The organism is Anoxybacillus mongoliensis, assembly GCF_014201515.1.
Lineage (GTDB): Bacteria > Bacillota > Bacilli > Bacillales > Anoxybacillaceae > Anoxybacillus > Anoxybacillus mongoliensis.
Map to the genome: position 1 here is coordinate 16,172 of NZ_JACHEQ010000006.1, position 16,901 is coordinate 33,072.

General features: G+C 44.4%; 19 protein-coding genes. All 19 read right to left on the reverse strand.

Annotated elements, in window-relative coordinates:
• Nucleotides 1-15: 15 nt before the first annotated feature.
• Complete coding sequence (locus tag HNR43_RS06805; RefSeq protein ID WP_183242444.1) at nucleotides 16-228, reverse strand: DNA-directed RNA polymerase subunit beta; 213 nt, start codon at nucleotides 226-228, stop codon at nucleotides 16-18.
• A 12-nt stretch (nucleotides 229-240) separates the two neighbouring features.
• Complete coding sequence (locus HNR43_RS06810; protein ID WP_183242446.1) at nucleotides 241-1,065, reverse strand: flagellar hook-basal body protein; 825 nt, start codon at nucleotides 1,063-1,065, stop codon at nucleotides 241-243.
• A 10-nt stretch (nucleotides 1,066-1,075) separates the two neighbouring features.
• Nucleotides 1,076-1,864, reverse strand: coding sequence for a flagellar basal-body rod protein FlgF (gene flgF, locus HNR43_RS06815; RefSeq protein WP_183242448.1), 789 nt, complete (start codon nucleotides 1,862-1,864; stop codon nucleotides 1,076-1,078).
• Nucleotides 1,865-1,952: 88 nt separating this feature from the next.
• Nucleotides 1,953-2,957: a rod shape-determining protein gene (mreB, locus tag HNR43_RS06820; protein ID WP_183242450.1), complete on the reverse strand. Its 1,005-nt coding sequence runs from the start codon at nucleotides 2,955-2,957 to the stop codon at nucleotides 1,953-1,955.
• A gap of 80 nt (nucleotides 2,958-3,037) precedes the next feature.
• Nucleotides 3,038-3,301 carry a sporulation transcriptional regulator SpoIIID gene (gene spoIIID / locus HNR43_RS06825; protein WP_003396966.1) on the reverse strand — a complete coding sequence of 88 codons (264 nt, stop codon included), beginning with the start codon at nucleotides 3,299-3,301 and terminating at the stop codon, nucleotides 3,038-3,040.
• A gap of 222 nt (nucleotides 3,302-3,523) precedes the next feature.
• Nucleotides 3,524-4,300 (reverse strand): stage II sporulation protein SpoIIQ, encoded by a 777-nt coding sequence (gene spoIIQ, locus HNR43_RS06830; RefSeq protein ID WP_246346270.1) that lies wholly within the window; start codon nucleotides 4,298-4,300, stop codon nucleotides 3,524-3,526.
• A 74-nt stretch (nucleotides 4,301-4,374) separates the two neighbouring features.
• Nucleotides 4,375-5,361 carry a stage II sporulation protein D gene (spoIID, locus tag HNR43_RS06835; RefSeq protein ID WP_183242454.1) on the reverse strand — a complete coding sequence of 329 codons (987 nt, stop codon included), beginning with the start codon at nucleotides 5,359-5,361 and terminating at the stop codon, nucleotides 4,375-4,377.
• Between the two features lie 98 nt (nucleotides 5,362-5,459).
• Nucleotides 5,460-6,758, reverse strand: coding sequence for a UDP-N-acetylglucosamine 1-carboxyvinyltransferase (gene murA / locus HNR43_RS06840; RefSeq protein ID WP_183242457.1), 1,299 nt, complete (start codon nucleotides 6,756-6,758; stop codon nucleotides 5,460-5,462).
• Nucleotides 6,759-6,789: 31 nt separating this feature from the next.
• Nucleotides 6,790-7,485, reverse strand: coding sequence for a YwmB family TATA-box binding protein (locus HNR43_RS06845; RefSeq protein ID WP_183242459.1), 696 nt, complete (start codon nucleotides 7,483-7,485; stop codon nucleotides 6,790-6,792).
• An 82-nt stretch (nucleotides 7,486-7,567) separates the two neighbouring features.
• On the reverse strand, nucleotides 7,568-7,798 hold the full coding sequence (locus tag HNR43_RS06850) for a DUF1146 family protein (RefSeq protein ID WP_183242461.1): 231 nt from the start codon (nucleotides 7,796-7,798) through the stop codon (nucleotides 7,568-7,570).
• Between the two features lie 56 nt (nucleotides 7,799-7,854).
• Nucleotides 7,855-9,357, reverse strand: a complete 1,503-nt coding sequence (gene nuoN / locus HNR43_RS06855) for an NADH-quinone oxidoreductase subunit NuoN (protein ID WP_183242463.1) — start codon at nucleotides 9,355-9,357, stop codon at nucleotides 7,855-7,857.
• Between the two features lie 4 nt (nucleotides 9,358-9,361).
• Nucleotides 9,362-10,873, reverse strand: a complete 1,512-nt coding sequence (locus HNR43_RS06860; RefSeq protein WP_183242465.1) for an NADH-quinone oxidoreductase subunit M — start codon at nucleotides 10,871-10,873, stop codon at nucleotides 9,362-9,364.
• Nucleotides 10,873-12,729, reverse strand: a complete 1,857-nt coding sequence (gene nuoL / locus HNR43_RS06865) for an NADH-quinone oxidoreductase subunit L (RefSeq protein WP_183242467.1) — start codon at nucleotides 12,727-12,729, stop codon at nucleotides 10,873-10,875. The genes HNR43_RS06860 and nuoL overlap by 1 nt, the downstream gene beginning before the upstream one ends.
• 58 nt (nucleotides 12,730-12,787) lie before the next feature.
• Nucleotides 12,788-13,099, reverse strand: a complete 312-nt coding sequence (gene nuoK, locus HNR43_RS06870) for an NADH-quinone oxidoreductase subunit NuoK (RefSeq protein WP_183242469.1) — start codon at nucleotides 13,097-13,099, stop codon at nucleotides 12,788-12,790.
• The gene (locus HNR43_RS06875; RefSeq protein ID WP_055440770.1) at nucleotides 13,096-13,605 is read right to left on the reverse strand and encodes an NADH-quinone oxidoreductase subunit J; all 510 of its coding nucleotides are present in this window, start codon (nucleotides 13,603-13,605) and stop codon (nucleotides 13,096-13,098) included. The genes nuoK and HNR43_RS06875 overlap by 4 nt, the downstream gene beginning before the upstream one ends.
• On the reverse strand, nucleotides 13,602-14,021 hold the full coding sequence (nuoI, locus tag HNR43_RS06880; protein ID WP_003396988.1) for an NADH-quinone oxidoreductase subunit NuoI: 420 nt from the start codon (nucleotides 14,019-14,021) through the stop codon (nucleotides 13,602-13,604). The genes HNR43_RS06875 and nuoI overlap by 4 nt, the downstream gene beginning before the upstream one ends.
• A 22-nt stretch (nucleotides 14,022-14,043) precedes the next feature.
• Nucleotides 14,044-15,045, reverse strand: a complete 1,002-nt coding sequence (nuoH, locus tag HNR43_RS06885) for an NADH-quinone oxidoreductase subunit NuoH (RefSeq protein ID WP_075039205.1) — start codon at nucleotides 15,043-15,045, stop codon at nucleotides 14,044-14,046.
• Nucleotides 15,045-16,145 carry an NADH-quinone oxidoreductase subunit D gene (locus HNR43_RS06890; protein WP_004892993.1) on the reverse strand — a complete coding sequence of 367 codons (1,101 nt, stop codon included), beginning with the start codon at nucleotides 16,143-16,145 and terminating at the stop codon, nucleotides 15,045-15,047. The genes nuoH and HNR43_RS06890 overlap by 1 nt, the downstream gene beginning before the upstream one ends.
• A 4-nt stretch (nucleotides 16,146-16,149) precedes the next feature.
• Nucleotides 16,150-16,901: NADH-quinone oxidoreductase subunit C (locus tag HNR43_RS06895; protein WP_183242472.1), on the reverse strand; the 752-nt coding region annotated here is incomplete at its 5' end.

The following is a 16,901-nucleotide window of genomic DNA, read 5'->3' on the forward strand; positions in this document are numbered from 1 at the left end:
GAAGTGGTCTGTCCACTACTGTTTCTCTACTAAATCAATAATATGTTGCCACGTTGCTGGCTTTAATGCATCGAACGGGTTTCCTCCGCCAAGCATACCGTAGCCAACCATCGCCCCTGCTAATGTGCTAATCGTAATCAAACAAAGGACGATAAGCAAACGAAGCCAAATCGGAATAAGACGGCGACGCGGACGGCGAAGCGAGCGTTTCTGTTGTTTTTCCTCCATATACATTCCCCTCTATGAACGAATGCCGTTAATGAGCCCCATCATTTGATCCGATAATGTAATCGCACGAGCATTAAGTTGGTATGACCGTTGCGTAATCATAAGTTCGCTCATTTCGGTCGCTAGTTCCACGTTCGATTGTTCTAGGGCATATTGTTGTAGTGAAATGTTGTTGCGATTGTTGCCTGCTAAATTAACCGTTACGTCTTCATTATTCACATCAGCTGGAAAAGCAAAACGATTGTCGCCGAGCGCCTGCATCAGTTGAGGACGCGTCACGTATGATATTCCGAGATTCACCGTCTGCATGATGTTTCCGTTTGGCGCAATGAATTGCATCGTACCGTTTTGAGTGACTTGAATATCTTTAAATCCTTCCGACACCGTAATTGGTTCGTTGTTTTCATCTACGACTGCATAGCCATCTGCGGTCACAAGCATCAATTCATTCGGATTGTCCGCCGACGGACTAAAGTAAAACGCACCGTCGCGCGTATATTGGATCGCACCATCGACAAGAATGCGGAAAAATTGCCCTTCTTTCGTCAATGCAAGATCAAGTGGACGGTCGGTCTTTACAATCGGACCTTGTTTCATTTGCATATGTGTTGACGCTACTTTTGCGCCGACACCGAGACGAACACCTGCTGACGTGAGGCGTGGCGCTTCATCTGTTTTCGGCAAGTTTGTAAACTGTTGGGCAAGCAATTCGCCGAACACCGCATCGCGCTTTTTAAACCCGGTTGTGTTGACGTTTGCGATATTATGGCTAATGACGTCTAGTTGTTGTTGTAGTTGGTTCATTGTATTGGCGGCAGTAATCATTGAACGAAGCATGACGGTCCTCCTACTTTAAGCGGCCAATTTCGTTCGCCGCTTTGTCCATACTTTTATCGTATGCTTGTAAAATTTTTTGGTTCGCTTCAAACGCTCGATAAGCCGAAAGCATGTCAGTCATCGCACGAGACAAATCGACGTTTGAACGTTCAATATATTGTTGACGAATCGTATACGTCTCAGCAGTCGGGAGTTGTTGTTCTGCTCGAAATAAACCGTTTCCTTCTTTCGCAAGCGTTTGGACATTTTCAGCATAGGCGATGCGAAGGCGAGCAATTTGTTCGCCATTTTTTGTAATCGTTCCGTCCGTTAATACAGTAAACTGCTCGTCCCCGACGAAAATACGGTTGTTGTTTTCATCGAGCACGTACAAGCCGTCTGTCGTCGTTAAAAAGCCGTCGGCATCGATCGTAAAATGACCGTTGCGCGTATAACGAACGTCCCCTGTTTCGTTTTGTACCGTAAAAAATGACGTGCCTGTGCCATCAACAATAGCTAGGTCGGTATTGTTGCCTGTTTCGCGTATATCGCCCTGAGCAAAGTTCGGCACAAGTTCTTGTACGTACACACCCGTCGATAGCGGGCCAATATATGTCCGGTCACGCCATGTTAGTTTTTTTTCTGTCGGAATGGTCGTTTGTTGAATGCGATGCATCAACATCTCAGGAAAAGCTCGTAATGATGCTTGATCGGCTTTATAGCCTGGCGTGTTGGCGTTTGCGATATTGTTCGTCATCATTTCAATGCGACGTTGCTGAGAAAGCATGCCTGAAGCAGCTGTATATAATCCGCGAAACATAGAACGCTCCCCTCCATCGTTTTCACACTACTTTCATTATAAAAGAAAAAGGGGAAAAAAGCGAATAGGTACCATTTCCCAATGGCACCTATACAAGTTGACGATATGGAGCTTTGTCGATGTTATCGAGCATTAACCCTGTGCCGATTGCGACGCAATCCATCGGATTTTCCGCAATAAAGACCGGTACTTTTAATTCTTGCGCAAGCAGTTGGTCGATGCCATGAAGCAACGCTCCGCCTCCTGTTAAGAAAATGCCGCGGTCAATAATATCGGCTGACAGCTCTGGGGGTGTGCGCTCAAGGACGCTTTTTGCTGTTTGGACGATCGTATATACCGTTTCGCGTAGCGCTTTTTCAATTTCGCCGGAACGAATGGTAATCGTTCTTGGTAAGCCCGTTACTAAATCGCGACCGCGAATATCCATTGCTTCATCGCGAGCGTTCGGAAACACGGTAGCGATGTTTATTTTAATTTCTTCCGCTGTTCGCTCACCAATTAATAACTTATATTCTCGTTTAATATAGTTTAAAATTTCTTGATCAAATTTATCACCAGCTACTTTAATCGATGCAGATGTGACGATGTCACCCATCGATAATACTGCAACATCCGTTGTACCTCCACCGATGTCAATAACCATATTTCCAGATGGTTGGAAAATATCCATTCCAGCGCCAATGGCTGCTACTTTCGGTTCTTCTTCTAAGTACACTTTTTTGCCGCCGCTTTTTTCGGCTGCTTCTTTAATCGCCTTACGTTCGACTGATGTAATGTTCGTTGGACAACAAATTAAAATGCGCGGTTTCGCAAACCATCCTTTTAAGTTGAGCTTGCTTAAAAAATGTTTCAGCATCGCTTCCGTAATTTCAAAGTCTGCAATGACGCCATCTTTTAACGGACGAATGGCGACAATATGCCCCGGTGTGCGCCCGACCATGCGCCGCGCTTCTTCTCCGACCGCCAACACTCGCTTTGTATGTTGGTCAATCGCAACGACAGAAGGCTCGTTTAATACAATGCCTTTTCCTTTCACATAAATCAACACGTTCGCCGTGCCGAGATCGATGCCAATATCTCTTGCTAAAAACATGTATGTTCCTCCTTGCCATTTCTCCTAATAAAATATTTTACCACAACGATGCCGAAAAAAGAGCAAGAGGAACAAGAAATTTACGTCGCTTGCTCCGTTTCTTTTTTATATTTTTTCTTCGTTGCTTCTCCTCCACGCAAATGGCGAATGGATTTATGATAATCTAAAATTTCTTTCACTTCATTCGCTAATTCGGGGTTAATTTCCGGGAGCCGTTCCGTTAAGTCTTTATGCACGGTGCTTTTGGACACACCGAACTCTTTCGCGATGACGCGAACGGTTTTTCTCGTCTCCACGATGTACTTGCCAATCTTGATTGTACGCTCTTTGATGTAATCGTGCACACTGCTCGCCCTCCCTAAGTTGGATGTGAGAAGTGTGAAATGAGACGCATAAGGCGTTTGTCGCAGTGGCGTTTACTCGTTTATAACAAAATCGTCAATGTCATCTATTAATCGTTCATCTCACCTCAAACACCCTCGTTGTTCAAGTTTGTAATAGTGTATTAGGGAAGAAGAAAATATATTCCATAAAAAAGCGAACAGATGAGCATTTTGCCCATCTGTTCATGTTCTTGCCATTCCGATCGAAGCATCTGGAACAGTGCTTGACGGATCGCTTTGTTGTTCATTTGTTTTGTTTTGATTTGTTTCTTGTTGTTCCGTCTGTTGTTCTTTGCTTTCTAATGCGCTAAGCGGTTGATCGAAGTAAGCGACAGGGTTTACTGCTTGTCCGTCTTTCCGAATTTCAAAGTGGACGTGGACGCCTGCTTCTTTATTAAACTCGCTTGTACCTGCCTTTGCGATGACTTGTCCTTGTTTGACTGTATCGCCTGTTTTCACTTGTACGTCTTGTAATGATTGATATACCGTCACAACGCCACGATCATGTTGAATATGAACGACGTAGCCAAAGAGCGGATCTTTTTCTGCTTTGACAACAGTTCCACTTAATGATGCGGTCACATCAAAGCTTTCGCCGTTTTTCATCGCGATGTCGACACCTTTGTTCGGATAATATTCATCATTATAAGAGACGAGAGCAGCTTCTTGTTCTTCGGCTGGTGCACTAAAGTCGTAAAATGGTTTAGCGATTTCAACAGCATTCGGATCAAGGACAGGCATCGCAATTTGTTCAACTGTTTGTTGAACCGGTACAGACTCTGGTTCGTTCACGGCTGTACCTTGTTTCGCTTCATCAACAGGCGGTTGCACGATGTCGTTTGTTTTGCTTTGGAACCAAAGCACACCTGTTAAAATGAGCGCTGCACTTAACAAATAAATGGAAGGAACAACCCAGCGTTTACGGAACAACTTTGAAACTTTTTTGTTTTCTTCTTTCATGTTCATCACCTCAGCAACCATTGTGAACAGAAAGAAGAACATTTATACACATAAAAACAAAAAAATTTGTCGCTTCAAAATTTCGAAGCGACAAGTGAAAGATCGTGAATTTGTACCCCTTGGTAATAATATCGCACAATTTCTTTATATGTTTTTCCTTGTTTGGCTAAAAAATTCGCTCCGTATTGACTCATGCCAACGCCGTGGCCGTATCCTTTCGTCGTAATAACAATATGATTTCCTTGCCTTGTCCATGTAAAATCCGTCGATTTTAATTGCAACTTTTCACGCACTTCTCGACCGGTAAGCTGCTTGCCGTTAATATCAACAAGAGCGACACGTTTTCCTGGGGTGCGCGCAAGTATTTTCCCGACGGAACCGTCTTTCGGTAATTTCACACCGAGCCGTTGTTCAAATTCGCGAACAGGGAACGTGACTTGTTCGTAAAACTTTGGTGACTGTGTATCCCACGGGCTCTCAACGCTCGTTAAATAAGGGAACGCGTTTTGCCAGTATGCTTCTGAATTTTCCGTATAGCCGTTGCTTGTTGAGAAAAAGGCCGCTTCAATTGGCTCATTGTTGTACGTTAAAATCTGTCCCTTCGTCGCCTCGACCGCTTCTTTAATTTTTTTTATTTTCCATTCGTAACTGATGCCCCACATGTCTTTTAATTGTTCGTCGTTATAATATACTTGATGCATGACCGTATCAGTGACGTTTGCCCCTTCCGGCAGTTGAATGGGCTGATTATATATAAGCTGTTTGACGATGTACGTTCTTGCAGTCAATGCTTGCGCCTTTAATGCTTCCATTTCAAATTCCGCTGGCATTTCTGCTGCTACCACACCAATGACATATTGTTCTAGCGGAAGTCGCTCCACTTTTTTTTCTTTGCTTCGATATACAGCTACTTCTACTGTCGGCTCATCGCGCGCTTGAATTTGCATCGGTTGGGCAGGAAGGGGTGCCTCTTGCTTTTCCCCAAATGCTAAAACAACTAATGCAGGAATGAGTAAAATAAGTGTAAATAACGCAATTGTCGCGATCATCCATTGTCGCAATCGAATCCCCCCTTTGTCATTGTTACACTTTATGCAGGGGGACAAGCATATATGCAAAAAACGACCATTCGCCTCCCGCAAACGGTCGTTTTTTATATTCACCCAACATCTGTCATTTGTCTTTGTACTGTATCGATATCTTCACTTACACGTTCAATATCAGCACCTAACGCAGCTAATTTTTCATGGAAGCGAACGTAGCCGCGATCTAAATGTTTCAGTTCGGTCACGCGCGTATATCCTTCTGCCACAAGTCCAGCTAAAATAAGTGCTGCAGCCGCACGTAAGTCCGTCGCAGCCACTTCCGCCCCTTGCAGTTGGCATGGACCGTTAATGATAACGGAACGCCCTTCAATTTTCATATCAGCGTTCATACGCCGAAACTCTTCGACGTGCATAAAGCGATTTTCAAATACCGTTTCTGTCACCATGCTTGTTCCTTCCGCTTTCATAAGAAGCGCCATCATTTGCGACTGCATATCAGTCGGAAAGCCAGGATGTGGCATCGTTTTGACGTCAACTGCTTTCAATTTGTCGGGAGCAATGACGCGCAAGCCGCTGTCTTCTTCTATAATGGTGACACCCATTTCTTCAAGCTTTGCGATTAATGACGTCAAATGTTCTGGCACCGCACCTTGTACAAGAACATTTCCGCCTGTAATGGCAGCTGCAATCATAAATGTTCCGGCTTCAATACGATCAGGAATAACTGTATGTTTGGCACCATATAATGTAGTAACCCCATCAATGCGAATCGTTCCTGTTCCTGCGCCGCGTACTTTCGCACCCATCGCATTTAGAAAATTAGCTAAGTCGACAATTTCCGGCTCTTTTGCGCAGTTTTCAATGACGGTCGTCCCTTCTGCTAATACAGCAGCCATCATAATATTTTCAGTCGCACCGACACTTGGGAAGTCTAAATAAATTTTTGCACCGCGCAATTTTCCATTTACTTCAGCGTCGATGAAACCGTTACCGATTTTCACCGTCGCACCCATCGCTTCAAATCCTTTTAAATGTTGATCGATTGGTCTTGACCCAATCGCACAACCACCTGGTAATGCGACACGTGCGCGACCTTTGCGTGCAAGCAATGGACCCATCACTAATACAGATGCTCGCATTTTTCGTACATATTCAAATGGAGCTTCAACACTCAGCTCTCCGGATGCATCGACGACAATTTTGTTGTTGCCAACCGTTACGTCCGCTTGTAAATGACGTAACACTTCACCAATCGTATATACATCGGAGAGTTCGGGCACATCGTAAATGACACTTTTTCCTTCACTTGCTAATAATGTTGCGGCGATGACAGGTAACACAGCGTTTTTCGCACCTTCCACTTTCACTGTGCCACTCAACCGCTTCCCGCCGCGGACGATGATTTTTTCCAAGGCATTCCCCTCCGCGTCCAAAGTCTCTATATTAATATTCAGCTGTTATGATTGGGGTGCCAATGACAACGGTCGTTCGCGCGCCCAATCCGTCTTGTCGTAACGCCAGTTGAAGATTCATTTGTTGTTGTCCGACAGAAAGTGACGTCTTCCACTGCTCAGTATATGCCGAGACAGAGACAAATGCCTCTTCACGTAATGATTCAATCGGTTGCGCTTGAAACGAAGCAAGCAAGCGAACCGCCTTGTCAAACAAAACACCTTTCATCTTACCATCGAATTCCCCTGTAATACAAGTGAAAAATGTAGGTTTTACGAATAATTTTGTCGTTTGTCGGACGAGCGTGCGTTCGAGTTGTTTATTCCACGTTGAACCGGTTGCTTCATATAAAACAACAATCGTTTGATGATGAGCGACCGTGATGAGTTGAATCGTTTCAACGTAAGCGGAGGTTTCACGTTTGCCAATCATCTTGTGCGGTTCAGCCGTCCAACGAAAAGAGGACCATGTTCTCACGTATTGTTGGATCCAGTTGTGAGGGTCATTTGTAAGCACTTGCTCTTTGGCGTAGACGTTCCATCGTTTGAGGTGAATATGATGGGCTTCAAATACGCCAAGCATGTCGTTCATTTTCGTTATTTCTTCATCGACACGTTCACCATCATACATCCGATAACCACTTAATAACAAACAAAAAATAACGAGTGCCAACCATCTTTTTTTCATCTCTTTTCCCTTCCTCTCCTTAGCTTTTATTGTTGCCAGATCGGAAGGGAAGATACGTAAAAAAAATCGACAATGCTCGCGTCTAAAGTAAAAATGGCAACTGGCGCGACCAACGTAAATAATCTAAAAAGAAGTTACTTACTAATGAGCCGATCGCAATCGTCAAAAGAATATAAAATACACGCGCTTGAATGATGCGATTCGGTTTAAAAATAACTTCAAGTCGCACCGCTTGTAACGTCCACCACGTCACTGTAATGAAAAATACGTGCGACAATAAACTAATTAACGCTTCTTGTCCAAATGTTTCCATGTCCACTCCTCCTTTAACATAAAAAATGGAAGGGTACACCCCTCCCATTATACGTCTTATTGAAGAAAATCGCTAAAATGTTCAAACGGTGCAAGGAAATCGTAGGCGATGTTTGGAAACACCCCTAATAAAACAGTGCCGATGACACAAATAACGACAACGGCAATGACCCCAGGTGGCCACTCTAATCGATGGGTATGTTCGACCGGTCGGAAAAACATTTGAACGAAAATACCGAAATAATATACGTACGATACAACTGTCGTGACCACCATAATGGATGCGAGCACATAATGGGCTGGCTCAACGACGAATGCACCGAGGAAAATGTTCATTTTCCCGATAAATCCAGCCGTCCCCGGAATGCCCGCAAGCGATAGTAAAAAGATTGTCATCGCTATCGCCATGAGCGGTGAGCGACGGTACAAGCCCGCAAATATGCTCACGTCTTCATCATCGTGATGCTGAGAGACGACTTGTAAAATCGCAAACGCCCCAATAGTCATAAACAAGTACGCCAACAAGTAAAACCAAATCGCTTCAAACATAAACATCGATAAGCTCGCCAAAGCGACTAGTACATAACCTGCATGTGCCACGCTTGAATATGCGAGCATACGCTTTACGTTCCGTTGCCGAAGCGCAATTGTATTGCCAATAATCATCGTTGCGCCTGCCAAAAAAGCAATGTATGGCGCAAGCGTCATAAGCATCGAAGCCGAACTTCCTGATGGCGTTTGAGCAAATACGGAAACGATGACACGCAACACGATAACAAATCCAGCTGTTTTAGAGACAACGCTTAAGAAAGAAACGACTGGAGTTGTCGCGCCTTGATACACATCTGGCGCCCACATATGAAACGGAGCAGCTGCTAATTTAAAAGATAGCCCAACAAACGTAAGCAAAAAGGCGAGCGATAAAATGTATTGATGATTTTCATCATACGTGCTTGCAAGCTGCCCAGCAATTTCTTTTATATTCGTCGATCCGGTGAAGCCAAATATGTAGCTCATCCCGAACAACGTGATAGCTGTTGCGATGCTTCCAGTAATGACATATTTTAAAGCTGCTTCATTGGCTAATGTATGTTTTTTCCGAATCGCGACGAGAATATAGGAAGAAAGCGACAATAATTCAAGGCCGATAAACAACGTAATGAGATCACCGCTTGATGTCATCATCATTGCACCAAGAAGCGCAGTTAAGAACAAGTAGTAAAACTCACCGCGATACGCAATGCGCTCTTTCGGTTCATAATGAAGAGCAAGCAATAAAACGAGCGCACTACCAATGAGCAATAACGCTTTAAATGATTTGGCGAACGAATCGAGACGGAACGTATCACCTAAAATGGACGTGACATCACTCGTCCATAAACCAAGGAGCGATACGAATGAAACGGCGACGCCAACGAAAGCGAATAAACCAAGGAGACGCCGACTACGATTTTCCGGCATAAATAGGTCGATGAGTGAGAGCGCAACTGCCACACCAAGAATGATAAATTCCGGCATCATGACGCCCCATTCATAGCTAAGTAATGTTTCGAAATCCATCTCATCAACCCCCTAATCCGTTCATCATCGTTTCAATCGTTGTTTGTAGTGGCATCGCCAATACGTTCGGATATACCCCGATGATGACAATAAGAAGCAGTAAACTAATTGCCGGCACCCATTCGATGCCTCGTAAATCGGACACGTTTGACACCGTTGTTTGTCCGAACGTCATGCCAAGTACAGCACGTAATAAATACACAGCGGTCATAATAATACCGAGCGTACCGATGGCAGCTAACCAAGGTGCTGCCTGAAATGCACCAACGAACGCCATAAACTCGCTAATAAATCCGGACGTTCCTGGCAAACCGAGTGAAGCCATCGCACCGGCGAGAACAAAACCTGAAACGTACGGCATCGTCTTCGCCAAACCACCTAAACGAACAAGCGTCGTTGTACGCGTTCTTTCGTACATGACGCCAACGAAGAAGAATAAAAACGCTGCGATAAATCCGTGTGACACTGCTTGAAAGATTGCCCCTTGTACTCCTGCCTCGTTGAGCGAGCCGAGCCCAATTAATACAATGCCCATATGCGATACACTCGAATAAGCGAGCACCATTTTAAAGTCGGTTTGTCTAAGCGCTAAAAACGCACCGTACAACAAGTTGACAATACCGAAAACAATAAGCGATGTCGAAAATTGTTGGAATTGCCCGGGAAATAATCCGAATGCGAATCGAACAAGACCAAAAGCACCAATTTTTAACAAAACCCCTGCATGCAGCATGACGACTGATGGTGGCGCTTGAACATGCACGCGCAACATCCAACGATGAAGTGGCACGATCGGCAATTTTACTCCAAATGCAACAAGCAATGCAATAAATAAACCGTAACGAAGATCGTCGGAAATTGGCGAAATTGTTTGTACCGCTGGGTTAGTTAATATGTAGCGTAACTCCGCAATGTTTGATGTGCCGGTGCGCGCAAACAATACCGCAATAACGATCAATAAGACAGCGGAACCGAGACCGTTATAAATTAAATAACTGTAGGCTGCTTTTTCTTTTTCGAAATACCCCCATTTTCCGATTAAGAAAAACATCGGAATGAGCGTCAACTCAAAAAAGATGAAAAAGAGTACAAGGTTGCTAGCAGCAAATACGCCAAGCATACCGATTTCAAGCAATAAAAACAGTTGAAAATACCCTTTCCACTCTTTTTGGATGGATGTAGAAGCGATCGCCGCAAGCGTTGCTAAAATGGTCGTTAAAACGATCATGACAAGCGCGAAACCGTCCACATGAAGTTCATATGCGACAGTAAAATCCGTCTCCTTTAAAAACGGGAACTCACCAAATTGAATCCATGATCGTTTTTCCGTTAACTTGCTTATATCATAACCGTTTTGATATTGCCAAAACGCAAACAACGATAAGCATAACGATGGCAACGTTGCCAACACACCAAGCCATTTAATCGCTTTTTCTTGCTCTTTCGAAAGAAGCGAAAGAACGAGTATACCTAAAAGCGGGGAGAAAATTAAGAGCGATAAAAAGTATGGCTGCATTATAAATACCCCCCTGTCACCGCAAAAATGACGACGAGAATCGCTAAAGCGACAATCGTTACCGTACCGTACATTTGTACTTGCCCGTTTTGTAAACGTGAGCCGATTCGCCCAACACCGCGCGCTGTTGCTGCAAATAATTGTGCCAATCCCTCCACAAGGAACCGATCGATATACTCAAACAACAAGCTAATAAACGATGCAGCTCGAATGACGGTAAGTCCGTAAAACTCGTCGATGTAATATTTGTTCATAAGCACGTTGTACGTGAGTGGGAAACGTGACGATAACCAGTCGCGCGCAATCGCACGTTTTCCATATATAAGCCATGCTAATGCGATTCCGCATAATGAAACGATTGTCGCCACAATCATAATCCAGCTTGGACCTTCTGTATGGGCATGCCAGTTCGTTCCTTCTGTCAACCACTCACCTAAAAACGCTCCCCATGGTGTTTGCACATAACCAGAAACGACTGCGAGCACACCGAGCACGATCATCGGCAATACCATGACAGTTGGTGATTCATGCACATTATGAACATTTGTCCGCGCTTCACCTGCAAACACAAGGAAAAATAAGCGGAACATATAAAACGCTGTGAAAAAGGCAGCAATAACAGCGACAACAAATAAACCGACATGCCCGTGCGTCCACGCGGCAATTAAAATTTCATCTTTGCTGAAAAAGCCTGAGAAAAACGGAAATCCGCTAATGGCTAACGTTCCGATTAAAAAGAGTGGAGCGGTCCATTTCATTTTTTCCCATAATCCGCCCATTTGTTCAATATTTTGCGTATGCACCGCATGAATGACACTACCTGCCGCTAAAAAGAGCAACGCTTTAAAAAAGGCGTGTGTCATTAAGTGAAAGACGCCTGCCACGTACCCAGCAGAGCCGAGCGCTAACATCATGTAACCGAGCTGGCTAACGGTCGAATAGGCAAGCACCCGTTTAATGTCCGTTTGCACTAAGCCGATTGATGCTGCAAAAATGGCGGTAAATCCTCCGACATAAGCAACGGTCGTCATCGCCACTTCACTTGCTTCATAAAGCGGAAACAGCGTTGCCACTAAATATACTCCAGCAGCGACCATCGTTGCCGCATGAATTAATGCTGATACAGGCGTCGGACCTTCCATCGCATCCGGAAGCCACGTATGAAGCGGAAATTGACCTGATTTTCCGATCGCACCGATAAAAATGAGAATGGCGCTTAACGTCATGATTGTCGTTGAAACATCCCCTTGTTGTAACGCTGCAAAAATAGCTTCATATTCAAAGCTTTTCACTTCTAAGAACAATAAAATCATGCCGATCAACAACCCGACATCCCCGATGCGCGTCATAATGAACGCTTTTTTCGCTGCAGCTTTTGCTTCTTCTTTGTAAAAATAAAATCCGATGAGTAAGAACGAGCCGAGACCGACAAGTTCCCAAAAAATATACGTTTGCAGTAAGTTTGGTGATACGACAAGCCCGAGCATCGCGAATGTAAACAATCCTAAATATGCGTAAAATACCGGGAAGCGCTCATCACCGTGCATATATCCTTTCGCATACGTATGTACGAGAAAACTAACAAGCGATACGACAACGAGCATCAATGCATTTAATGCATTCACTTCAAAGCCGACCGTTATATCCACATCCCCGATTGTTAACCATGTATATGCTTGTTTGTATGTTGGTGACGTCCATCGCTCATACAACGCTCCGAGGGCGAAGACGAGCGAAAGAAGCGTCAACAACATTCCGACATACGCGCTTCGTTCTTTTAACTGCTTGCCCACAACAAGCAGCACAACAAACGATACGAAAGGAAAAAGCGGTATGAGCCATGCGTTTTCCATCATCGTTCAATCATCCCCTTTTTCAGGTGCATTTATATGTAACCCCTTTGTTTCCCATCCTTTATCGTTTCATCGAATCGACTTCATCAATATGAATCGTTTTGCGATTGCGGTATAGCGCAATTAAAATAGCTAATCCAACCGCTGCTTCTGCCGCGGCAACAGTAATCGTAAAGAGCGAAAACACTTGACCTGTAATGCCTGGGTTAACCCCATACTTGCTAAATGCGACTAAATTGATGTTTACAGCATTTAACATAAGTTCAATACAAATGAGTACGATTACTGTATTGCGTTTTGTTAACGCTCCGTACAATCCGATGCAAAATAACAGAAGCGCAAATACGAGATAGGCGGATAACGGTACACTCATTCTCCCGCCTCCTTATCATCTTTTTTCGCTAAAATGACCGCACCAATTAATGCGACAAGCAACAAAACAGACGCAAGTTCAAACGGAATGACGTACTTCGAATATATCGCGATTCCGATTTGTTCCGTATTTTTATCATGAAGCCCAACTGCTTCACTGCCAAAGTCAAGCGTGCGAATGCCAATATACATCACCGCACCAAAAGCAACTGTACCGAGCAAAGCGAACGCTTTTCGAAGCGGGCTACCTGTCGATTGCCCGTCATCTTGATGACGCGTAAGCATAATGCCAAACAACATAATGATCGTAATCGCCCCCGAATAAATAAGCACTTGAACAGCCGCGACAAATTCAGCCGATAAAAGCACATAAATGCCGGCGATGCTGACGAACGTAAAGACGAGTGCCACGACCATATGGACGACTTTGTTTAAATTTAACATAAAGATGCCGCCGCCAAGCGCAATGAGCGCAAGAACGAAAAAAGCAATATATTGTCCACTCATGGCTTATTCACCTTCCGCACGTTCGTATCGTTTTCATCAAGCCACGTTAAATCTTTAAATAACTCGTCGCGACTATATTCCGCTAATTCAAAGTTGTTCGTCATGACAATCGCCTCTGTCGGACATACTTCGGTGCACAAATCGCATAAAATACAAATTTCAAAGTTAATGTCGTACGTATCAATAATTTTTCCTTTTTTCGTCGGATCCGGATGTTTTTTACCCGTTAACTGAATGCAGTCGGTCGGGCAAATATTTGCGCACTGATTACAAACGATGCATTTTTCCGGATAAAACTTTTGAATGCCGCGAAAGCGATCCGGCAGCGGAAGCGGTTCATTCGGATAATCGTACGTCACTTTTTCTTTTGTTAAGTTTTTCAGCGTATACGCTAATCCTTTCATTAAACCGAGCATTTCTGCCCACCCACCTTTTTATTTAAAAAAATAGTTGTTTTACAAGAGCTGTCACAAAAATATTCACGAGCGCCACAGGCAATAACACTTTCCAACCAAATTCCATCAATTGATCGGCACGCACACGCGGAAACGTAATGCGAAACCAAATGAATAAAAAGACGACAACGCTAAATTTTAATGCAAACCAAACAGCTCCTGGAATAAAACCGAGAAACGGAAGCGGATGCCATCCCCCTAAAAAGAGCACGGTCGTTAATGCCGCCATCGCAAAAAAGTACACGTACTCTGCAAGCATGAAAAACGCCCAGCGGAAGCCAGAATATTCAACATGGAATCCCGCGACAAGTTCCGATTCAGCTTCTGGTAAGTCAAACGGCGTCCGATTTAACTCTGCCACAGCTGCGACAAGAAAAACGAGAAACCCAATCGGCTGTACAACGATAAACCAAACATCTTTTTGCGCTTCAACAATGTCGTTTAAGTTTAAGCTTCCTGATAACAAAATGACACCAATGACAGACATGACAAGCGGCACTTCGTATGAAATCATTTGTGCAGCTGCACGCATGCCTCCCAGCAATGCATATTTGTTGTTTGACGCCCATGCACCTGTCACAACCCCGATGGTCGTTAATCCAGAAACGGCAATGTAATACAACAACCCTACACCAATATCAGCAAATTGCAATGCATCCGTAAACGGCAACGCTGCAAGTACCATAAAAGCAGGAGCAAACGCAATGACCGGTGCTAAAATGAACAACGGACGATCTGCAGCTTTTGGAATCGTATCTTCTTTCAACAGTAGCTTTAACACGTCAGCAACTGTTTGGAGTAATCCCCAGCGACCTCCAACTTGGTTCGGCCCGATGCGTCCTTGCATAAATCCCATCACTTTTCGTTCGGCTAAAATGCCGTACGTGACAAACCCTAACACAACGAGCAACAGCCCTACGCCAATCGCAAAGAAAATGGCGACATTCGTCCAGCTCGGCGTCGACTGCAAAAGTTGTTCCATCATCATCCATCGACCTCCCCAAGCACGATATCAATCGCGCCAAGTATCGCAATTAAATTCGCGATATTTTCCCCTTTTAGTAGTTTCGGAAGGATTTGCAAATTATAAAATGACGGTCGACGGAATTTTAAGCGATACGGCTCTTTTTTCCCGTCGCTCGCAATATAACAACCAATTTCTCCCCGCGGCGATTCGATGCGTACATACGCTTCACCCGGTGGCGCTTTAATGATTTTTGGCACTTTCGCCATAATTTCGCCGCCATCCGGAAACTGTTCGCACGCTTGCTCGATAATGCGAAGCGATTGCTCAATTTCAGCGAGACGGCATTCATAACGGGCGAAACAGTCACCTTCTGTGCGTACAGGTACATCAAAGTCAAACCGATCATAAATCGAATACGGTTCGTCTTTTCTTAAATCCCATTTCACCCCTGTACAACGTAAATTAACGCCGCTTAACGAATAGGCTAACGCTTCTTCTTTCGTGTATTTGCCGACCCCGATGACGCGATTGCGGAAAATTTCGTTTCCTGTCACAAGTTCATGATAGCCTTCGAGCTGCTTACGCATATATGGAACGAACTGTTTGACTTTGTCGATCCATCCATCCGGGGCATCCCATTTTACCCCACCAACACGCATGTAGTTAAATGTGAGCCGCGCGCCTGATAATTCGTTTAATAGATTAATAATCATCTCTCGTTCACGAAACGCATATAAAAACGGACTGACTGCGCCAATATCAAGCAAATACGTTCCCCACCAAACGAGGTGGCTCGCAATGCGACCAAGTTCCATCGCAAGCACACGTAAATATTCCGCCCGCTCTGGCACTTCAATGCCCATCATCGTTTCTACTGCATGACAAATGACGTAGTTGTTCGTCATCGCGGATAAATAGTCCATCCGGTCTGTATACGGGATGATTTGTGTATACTGCAAATTTTCTGCGATTTTTTCTGTCCCGCGATGAAGATAACCGATGACGGGAGTCGCTTCTTTAATAATTTCCCCGTCAATTTTTAACACGAGGCGAAATACCCCATGCGTGCTCGGATGTTGTGGTCCGACGTTTAAAAGCATCTCCTCTGTTCTCAGCACGTCCTTACCCCTCCATATCGTATGGCTCGTAATCTTTCCGGAGCGGATAGCCGACCCAATTTTCCCCTAAGAAAATGCGAATGAGTTGTGGATGGCCTTCAAAACGAATGCCAAGTAAATCGTACGCTTCGCACTCCGGCCAATTCGCCCCTGGCCAAAGCGGAACAAGCGAGTCAATAACCGGATTGTCACGATCAATTTTTACTTTCAGCGCAACGGACTGACGATTTTTATAAGAATACAAGTGAACGTACACTTCCATATGCGTTTGAAAATCTGTTCCGTGCAACTCAGATAAATAATCAAAACTTAGTTGCTCATTATATTTTAAAAACTCAGCCACTTTATAATATGTATCTTTTTTAGCAACAAGCGTTGGTACATCTTTCGACAAACGATTAATGTAAGCGTTTTCTAACACATCTTTTCCGAGATGCTCTTCAATGACTTTGACGTATTTGTCGAGATATGGCTGATTTAGTGACGGCTTTTCCTCTTTTTCTTCGCCGCCATCTGCACTTTTGACTTTTGCCAGCGCTGCGGCTTTTGCTTTCGCTGCTGCCGCTGCTTTTTTCTTCGCCAATTCTTCTTCGCTTAAGTCCACAGCCTCCATCGCTTTTTGTTTCGCTAACGCTGCGGCTTTTGCTTTCGCTGCCGCGGCCGCTTTTTTCTTCGCCAATTCTTCTTCGCTTAAGTCTCCAGACTCCATCGCTTTTTGTTTTGCCAGCACTGCAGCTTTCGCCTTCGCCGCTGCCG

Bases quoted from the DNA above. Each gene is read 5' to 3' on its own strand.
- HNR43_RS06860 (WP_183242465.1), bottom strand. From the start codon at position 10,873: ATGCAGCCATACTTTTTATCGCTCTTAATTTTCTCCCCGCTTTTAGGT.
- HNR43_RS06845 (WP_183242459.1), bottom strand. From the start codon at position 7,485: ATGAAAAAAAGATGGTTGGCACTCGTTATTTTTTGTTTGTTATTAAGT.
- spoIIQ (WP_246346270.1), bottom strand. From the start codon at position 4,300: ATGAAAGAAGAAAACAAAAAAGTTTCAAAGTTGTTCCGTAAACGCTGG.
- nuoL (WP_183242467.1), bottom strand. From the start codon at position 12,729: ATGATGGAAAACGCATGGCTCATACCGCTTTTTCCTTTCGTATCGTTT.
- flgF (WP_183242448.1), bottom strand. From the start codon at position 1,864: ATGTTTCGCGGATTATATACAGCTGCTTCAGGCATGCTTTCTCAGCAA.
- HNR43_RS06875 (WP_055440770.1), bottom strand. From the start codon at position 13,605: ATGAGTGGACAATATATTGCTTTTTTCGTTCTTGCGCTCATTGCGCTT.
- nuoK (WP_183242469.1), bottom strand. From the start codon at position 13,099: ATGAGTGTACCGTTATCCGCCTATCTCGTATTTGCGCTTCTGTTATTT.
- nuoN (WP_183242463.1), bottom strand. From the start codon at position 9,357: ATGGATTTCGAAACATTACTTAGCTATGAATGGGGCGTCATGATGCCG.
- nuoI (WP_003396988.1), bottom strand. From the start codon at position 14,021: ATGCTCGGTTTAATGAAAGGATTAGCGTATACGCTGAAAAACTTAACA.
- HNR43_RS06805 (WP_183242444.1), bottom strand. From the start codon at position 228: ATGGAGGAAAAACAACAGAAACGCTCGCTTCGCCGTCCGCGTCGCCGT.
- HNR43_RS06850 (WP_183242461.1), bottom strand. From the start codon at position 7,798: ATGGAAACATTTGGACAAGAAGCGTTAATTAGTTTATTGTCGCACGTA.
- HNR43_RS06810 (WP_183242446.1), bottom strand. From the start codon at position 1,065: ATGCTTCGTTCAATGATTACTGCCGCCAATACAATGAACCAACTACAA.
- nuoH (WP_075039205.1), bottom strand. From the start codon at position 15,045: ATGATGGAACAACTTTTGCAGTCGACGCCGAGCTGGACGAATGTCGCC.
- mreB (WP_183242450.1), bottom strand. From the start codon at position 2,957: ATGTTTTTAGCAAGAGATATTGGCATCGATCTCGGCACGGCGAACGTG.